This is a genomic window from Mycobacterium sp., assembly GCF_039583785.1.
In the GTDB taxonomy this organism is placed as follows: domain Bacteria; phylum Actinomycetota; class Actinomycetes; order Mycobacteriales; family Mycobacteriaceae; genus Mycobacterium.
Genome location: NZ_JAVKSG010000011.1, coordinates 69405 through 76026, shown reverse-complemented (window position 1 = coordinate 76026; position 6622 = coordinate 69405). Strand labels below are relative to the sequence as shown.

General features: G+C 67.4%; 7 protein-coding genes. 1 reads left to right on the top strand and 6 read right to left on the bottom strand.

Annotated elements, in window-relative coordinates; translation table 11 throughout:
• Window positions 1-1326: NAD(P)/FAD-dependent oxidoreductase (locus ABDV69_RS06585; protein WP_343572715.1), on the top strand; the 1326-nt coding region annotated here is incomplete at its 5' end.
• A 78-nt stretch (window positions 1327-1404) separates the two neighbouring features.
• Here the strand turns inward: ABDV69_RS06585 and metK are convergent.
• The 6 genes from metK to pyrF all read right to left on the bottom strand — a co-directional run bounded on the left by metK (window position 1405) and on the right by pyrF (window position 6621).
• Window positions 1405-2616, bottom strand: coding sequence for a methionine adenosyltransferase (gene metK, locus ABDV69_RS06580; RefSeq protein ID WP_343572714.1), 1212 nt, complete (start codon window positions 2614-2616; stop codon window positions 1405-1407).
• 122 nt (window positions 2617-2738) lie between these two features.
• Complete coding sequence (coaBC, locus tag ABDV69_RS06575) at window positions 2739-4007, bottom strand: bifunctional phosphopantothenoylcysteine decarboxylase/phosphopantothenate--cysteine ligase CoaBC (RefSeq protein ID WP_343572713.1); 1269 nt, start codon at window positions 4005-4007, stop codon at window positions 2739-2741.
• A 12-nt stretch (window positions 4008-4019) separates the two neighbouring features.
• Entirely contained in the window at window positions 4020-4346 is a 327-nt protein-coding gene (gene rpoZ / locus ABDV69_RS06570; protein WP_343572712.1) for a DNA-directed RNA polymerase subunit omega, read from the bottom strand.
• A 66-nt stretch (window positions 4347-4412) separates the two neighbouring features.
• Window positions 4413-5009 carry a guanylate kinase gene (gene gmk / locus ABDV69_RS06565; protein WP_343572711.1) on the bottom strand — a complete coding sequence of 199 codons (597 nt, stop codon included), beginning with the start codon at window positions 5007-5009 and terminating at the stop codon, window positions 4413-4415.
• Window positions 5010-5050: 41 nt separating this feature from the next.
• Window positions 5051-5371: an integration host factor, actinobacterial type gene (mihF, locus tag ABDV69_RS06560; RefSeq protein ID WP_343572710.1), complete on the bottom strand. Its 321-nt coding sequence runs from the start codon at window positions 5369-5371 to the stop codon at window positions 5051-5053.
• Window positions 5372-5805: 434 nt separating this feature from the next.
• Window positions 5806-6621 (bottom strand): orotidine-5'-phosphate decarboxylase, encoded by an 816-nt coding sequence (gene pyrF, locus ABDV69_RS06555; RefSeq protein WP_343572708.1) that lies wholly within the window; start codon window positions 6619-6621, stop codon window positions 5806-5808.
• Window position 6622 lies beyond the last annotated feature (1 nt).

Here is a 6622-nt window from a genome sequence, read left to right as displayed (position 1 = left end):
ATCGCGGTGGACATTCCGTCGGCGTCGTACCAGTTCTCGTTCGAGCAGCGACCGGACTGGTCGCGCACCTACGCGCGTGGCGGCGAACTGAAGGCCTACGCCGAACACTGCACCGACAAATACGGGCTCCGGCCGAAAATCCGGTTCGGCACGAAGGTGCTCTCCGCCGAGTTCGACGACGAGCGGTCGCTGTGGCGGGTCCAACTCGATCCCGGCGGCGAAGTCACCGCACGGTTCGTCTACAACGGCAGCGGCGTGCTCACCGTACCCAAGCCGCCCGACATCGACGGCGTCGACTCCTTCGGCGGCGAAGCCGTGCACACCGCCCGCTGGGATCACTCTCTCGACCTGACCGGCAAACGCGTCGCCGTGATCGGCACCGGCGCCTCGGCGGTCCAGCTGGTCCCCCAGATCGCACCGATTGTCAAAGAACTTACCGTGTTTCAGCGCACACCGATCTGGTGCTTCCCGAAGTTCGACGTGCCGCTGCCCACTCCGGCGCACCGGGCGCTACGCCTGCCTGGCGCCAAGACCCTGCAGCGGCTGATCACCCAGACCTACGTCGAGCTGACCTTCCCGCTGCCCGCTCAGTACTTCACGGTGTACCCGCTGGCCCGCTGGATGGAGTCGCTCGGCCGCGCCTATCTGCGGCGCAAGGTGCGTGACCCAGCGCTGCGCAAGCAGCTCACCCCGAGTTACGCGATCGGTTGCAAACGGCCCGGTTTCCACAACAGCTACCTGTCGACCTACAACCGCGACAACGTCCGGCTGGTCACGCAGCCGATCGACAAGATCACGCCGTCAGCGGTGGCCACCACCGATGGCACCCACCACGAGATCGATGTCTTAGTGCTGGCCACCGGTTTCCACGTCTTCGACGCCGACAGCACGCCGACCTTCGCGGTCACCGGCAGCGGCGGGCGGTCGCTGAAACAGTTCTGGGACGAGAACCGGGCGCAGGCCTACGAAGGCACGTCCATTCCCGGCTTTCCCAATTTCTTTTCCACGATGGGCCCGTACGGCTACGTCGGATCGTCGTACTTTGCGTTGATCGAGGCGCAGACCCACCACATGGTGCGCTGTATGAAGCGCGCCCGACAGCGCGGCGCCAGCCGAGTCGAGATCAGCGAGGAAGCCAATGCCCGCTACTTCGCCGAGCAGTTGAGCCGCCGGCACCGCCAGGTGTTCTGGCAGGACAGCTGCCAGGGCGCCAACAGCTACTACTTCGACAAGAACGGCGACGTGGCCCTGCGGCCCGCCCACACGTTCGAAGTCTATTGGCGCAGCAGGCGTTTCGACCTCGACGACTACCGCTTTACCGGTTAGCGCCCGACCGCCGAGCAGACACGAAATCGCATTGCGTGGCGACGGATCATGCGATTCTGCGTCTGCTCGACAAGAAAACTAGACGGCGCGCTGCAGGTCCTCGACCTTGTCCAGGCGCTCCCACGGCAGGTCGATGTCGGTGCGGCCGAAGTGACCGTAGGCGGCGGTCGGCGCGTAGATCGGGCGCAGCAGGTCCAGGTCGCGCACGATCGCGCCGGGCCGCAGGTCGAAGACCTCGGGCACGATCTTCTCGATCTTCACCGGGTCGACGGTGGCGGTGCCGAACGTCTCGATGAACAGGCCGACCGGGGCCGCCTTGCCGATCGCGTAGGCCACCTGCACCTCGACCCGCTCCGCCAGCCCGGCGGCGACGATGTTCTTGGCCACCCAGCGCATCGCGTACGCCGCCGATCGGTCCACCTTGGACGGGTCCTTGCCGGAGAAGGCGCCGCCACCGTGGCGGGCCCAGCCGCCGTAGGTGTCGACGATGATCTTGCGGCCGGTCAGGCCGGCGTCACCCATCGGTCCGCCGACGACGAACTTTCCGGTCGGGTTGACCAGAACGCGGGTCGACGACGAGTCCAGCGTCTCGTGAGCCAGGTCCTTAAGGACGGTCTCGAGGACGTGCTTACGGATGTCGGGGTCCAGCGTGTTCACCAGGTCGATGCCCTCGGCGTGCTGGGTGGAGACCACCACGGTGTCCAACCGGGTCGGGACGTTGTCCTCGTAGTCGATGGTGACCTGGGTTTTGCCGTCCGGACGCAAGTAGGGCAACGTGCCGTTCTTGCGGACCTCGGTCAGCCGCCGCGCCAGCCGGTGGGCCAGCGCGATCGGCAGCGGCATCAGTTCCGGGGTGTCGCTGATCGCGTAGCCGAACATCAGGCCCTGGTCGCCGGCGCCTTGCGAGTCCAGCGAGTCCGTGGCGCCCTCGACGCGGGTCTCGTGTGCGGTGTCCACACCCTGGGCGATATCGGGCGACTGACGGCCGATACCGATGTTGACGCCGCAGGTCCGCCCGTCGAAACCCTTGTCGGAGTGGTCGTAGCCGATCTCGAGGATGCGTTCGCGGACCGTGTTGGTGATGTCTGCGAACGCCTCTTTGGCCGTCGTGGTGACCTCGCCGATGACGTGCACCTGACCGGTGGTGACGGCCGTCTCGACGGCGACACGTGAGCGCGGGTCCACCGCCAGCAGCGCGTCGAGCACCGAGTCGCTGATCGCGTCACAGATCTTGTCTGGATGCCCCTCGGTCACCGATTCGCTGGTGAACAAACGACCCTTTTCGCTCACACTCTCTCCCCTTCAAGGCGCGTGGAAAAACGTTAGTTAGGCAAATTATATCGCCAGGCTGGTACATGTTACCGGCCGGTCCGCAGTGCCTCGGAGGCCCCGTGGCGTTCTCAGGTGGCGTCTCAGGCGCCCCGCTGCAGAAAGGTGACGATCGCGTCCACGATACGGCTGGCCATCAACGTCTTCGAGCCGGGCTGCAGCGCCGACTCGGTGCCGTCGGCGGCCAGCAGCCAGCCGTCGTTGTTGTCCACCTCGAACGCTTTGCCGTCGCCAACGGCGTTGACCACCAGCAGGTCACATCCCTTGCGCCGCAACTTGGCCCGCGCGTGAAACAGCACGTCGCCTTCTGTGTCGCCGGTCTCGGCGGCGAAGCCGACGATGGCCCGCATGTCGGGCAGCTGACCGGCGGTGCGGGCCTGCACGGCCGCGGCCAGCACATCGTCGTTGCGGATCAGGTCGATCGTCGGCGCAGAGTCTTCTGCGGTGCTCTTTTTGATCTTCGAAGTTGCGACGTGCACGGGCCGGAAGTCGGCGACCGCCGCCGCCATGGCCAGCACGTGCACGTCGGGAGCATGTTTGGACACCGCGTCGCGGAGCTGTTGGGCCGAGCTGACGTGCACCACCTCGACGCCGGCCGGGTCGATCAGCCCGGCGGTGTGTCCGGCGATCAGGGTCACCTCGGCGCCCCGCTGGGCAGCCACCCGCGCCAGCGCGTAGCCCTGCTTGCCGGAACTGCGGTTGCCGATGAAGCGGACCGGGTCGATCGGCTCACGGGTGCCACCGGCGGTCACGAGAAGTTTGACGCCGGCCAGGTCGTAGGGCATCGCGTCGTGCCGTTCCAGCAACAGCTGGGCGAAGGTGACGATCTCCTCGGCCTCGGGCAGCCGACCTGCGCCGCTGTCTTCGCCGGTCAATCGACCGGAGGCCGGTTCGAGCACCACGACGCCCCGGCTTCGCAGCGTCGCGACGTTCTCGACGGTGGCGGGGTGCTGCCACATCTCGGTGTGCATGGCCGGGGCGAACAGCACCGGACATCGCGCGGTGAGCAGCGTGGCGGTCAGCAGATCGTCGGCGCGGCCATGACTGGCCCGGGCCAACAGGTCGGCGGTGGCGGGCGCGACGACGACCAGGTCGGCGTTCTGGCCGATGGCGACGTGCGGCACCTGCGGCACGTTGTCGAATACCCCGGTCTGCACAGGCTCGCCCGATAAGGCTTCGAAGGTGGCGGCCCCGACGAACCTCAGCGCGGATTCGGTGGGGATGACGCGGACCCGATGGCCGGCCTCGGTGAGCTGACGCACGACAGTGGCGGCCTTGTAGGCGGCGATGCCCCCGGCGACGCCCACGACGATCCGCTTGCGGTCCGTCCGCTTCTCACCCGAGAGGCTCATTCGCAGAGCCCGCTACTCGCCTTCGGTGTGCTCGAGCAGGTCGCCGTGGATCTCGCGCATCGCGATCGACAGCGGCTTCTCCTGCAGGCCCGGCTCGACCAGTGGCCCGACGTACTCGAGGATGCCCTCGCCGAGCTGGTTGTAGTAGTCGTTGATCTGGCGGGCCCGCTTGGCCGCGTAGATCACCAACGCGTACTTGCTGGACACCCGCGCGAGCAGCTCGTCGATGGGCGGGTTGGTGATACCCAGCGGGGTGTCGTAGGCGCCGATGCCAGCCGAGGACGCTTCGAACTGATCGGGGACGGCGGTTAACGAGGCGTCGGTCTGCGAACTACTCACGTAAATTTTCTCCTGGCGGACTTGGATGATCTGCGACTACATCGTGAATTGAATCTGGTTGGACGGTCACGCCGTCTCAGGCGAAGTTCCGACCAGCAATGATACCAATTCTGAGCACGCTGTTTCCAATTGACCATTCACCACGACCGCGTCGAAGTCGTCTTGGGCCGCCAATTCGACGCGTGCGGTGGCGAGCCGACGCTCGATCACCTCGGGCGTCTCGGTCCCCCGACCGACCAGCCGGGCCTCCAACGCCGCCCAGCTGGGTGGGGCCAGGAACACGGTGACCACTTCGGGCATCGCCTGCTTGACCGCACGGGCTCCGGCCAGGTCGACCTCGATGAGGACGGGGTGTCCGGCGCTGACGGCGTCGCGCACCGGCCCGGCGAGGGTGCCCGATCGGTGCAGGCCACCGTGAATTTCCGCCCATTCCAACAGCGAACCGTCATCGATCAGCTGCGCAAAGCGGTCGGCCGACACGAAGTGGTAGTCGACCCCGTCCACCTCACCGGGCCTTGGCGCCCTGGTGGTGACGGAGACGCTGAAATGTAGATCTGGAATCCGCTCCCGCAGGCAGCGGACCACTGTTGACTTACCCACCGCGGACGGACCGGACAGCACGATCACGCGTGCCGTGCCGTCCGGTCCCCCGTCGGTACTCAACGACTCTCCCTCAGGCCCTGCGGCCTGCATCGTCGCCGGGCTCAGGCAGTGAAGTCGAACTTTTCCAGCAGGGCTTTGCGCTGACGGTCGCCGAGCCCGCGCAGCCGGCGCGTCGGGGCGATCTCCAGCTCGGTCATGATTTCCTGCGCCTTGACCTTGCCCACCTTCGGCAACGCCTCCAGCAACGCGGAAACCTTCATCTTGCCCAAGACCTCGTCGGTCTCGGCATCCTTGAGCACCTGCTGGAGATTGGTGCCGCCACGCTTCAGCCGGTCTTTGAGCTCGGCTCGCGCTCGGCGTGCGGCGGCAGCCTTCTGCAACGCTGCCGCGCGCTGCTCGTCGGTCAACTGGGGAAGGGCCACGATTCCTCCGTCTGAATAAGCAACAGATATCGATCTTTGTTTGTCTCGGCTGGGTACTCCAGCCAGCGGTGACGACCGTACCCACGCCGTCAGACGAAACCTAACCCGCCCCCCGGGTTGAAGCTACAAAGCCGCAGCTTATGGGGTCGGAATGGGCCCGGCCGGGATGACTGGAAACACGAGCCGTCAACCGCGGAATCTCCGCCCGTGAGCGCTCGTTTTCGCCACCACAAAATTGCCTTCACCAGGACTTTTACCGTCGGCGGCAGCCCCCGGCCGGACGCCGGAAAACGCTTCATCCGGGCGCCTTGGCACTGGTCAAAAAGGCGAATCTGGCCCGGTTAGGAATATCGCGGCGGGTCGCGCGTGTCGCCGCGAACCGTCCACCGGGCCGAAAAGTGGACGACACCGTGTCGCAGATCGGCTCAGCGGGCTCAGCGGGCCAGGTAAGCGACCGCCTCGCGCATCCGCTCCCCTGCCGCACGCACCGCTGCCACGTCCGGTCCGGCCCGCAGTACGTCGCGCGACACCGCGGGCAGCAATTGCCCGGAAACGGCCCCACCCAGGCCACCCAGCGCCTCAGGCCGCCCACCCTGGAAACCGACGCCGGGTACCAGCACCGGTCCGCCGAGCCCGCTGACGTCGGGCACGTCGGTCACCGTCGCGCCGACGACGACGCCGACGGTGCCCGGGTTCATCGCGCGGTTGGCCGCGCCGGCCGCATCGACGATCAGCTGGGCCACCGGACGGCCCTGGACCTGGGCGCGCTGCACGCTCGCGCCCTCCGGGTTGGACGTCGCGGCCAGCACGAACACCCCGCGACCGTGGGCCGTGGCGCTGTCCAGCAGCGGCTGCAGCGAGCCGAAACCAAGGTAGGGCGACGCGGTGACGGCGTCCGCGGCCAGCGGCGAGTCACCGGTCCAGGCCGCCGCGTAAGCCGCCATCGTCGATCCGATGTCGCCGCGCTTGGCGTCGGCCAGCACCAGCACCCCGGCGTCGCGCAGGGCGGCCATGGTGCGCTCCAGCACGGCATAGCCGGCCGCACCGCAGGCCTCGAAGAACGCGACCTGAGGTTTGACGACGGCGAAGTCGGCGTAGGCCGCGACGCAGATGTCGCAGAACGCCGCCAGGCCGTCGGGGCTGACCGGCAGACCCCACGCCTGCAACAGCTCAGGATGCGGGTCGATGCCCAGACACAGCGGCCCGCGACGGGCTATCGCGTCGGCCAGCCGGGCGCCGAACCCCGGCATG

Coding starts and splice junctions, on each gene's coding strand:
- coaBC (WP_343572713.1), bottom strand. CDS start 4,007: ATGAGCCTCTCGGGTGAGAAGCGGACGGACCGCAAGCGGATCGTCGTG.
- pyrF (WP_343572708.1), bottom strand. CDS start 6,621: ATGCCGGGGTTCGGCGCCCGGCTGGCCGACGCGATAGCCCGTCGCGGG.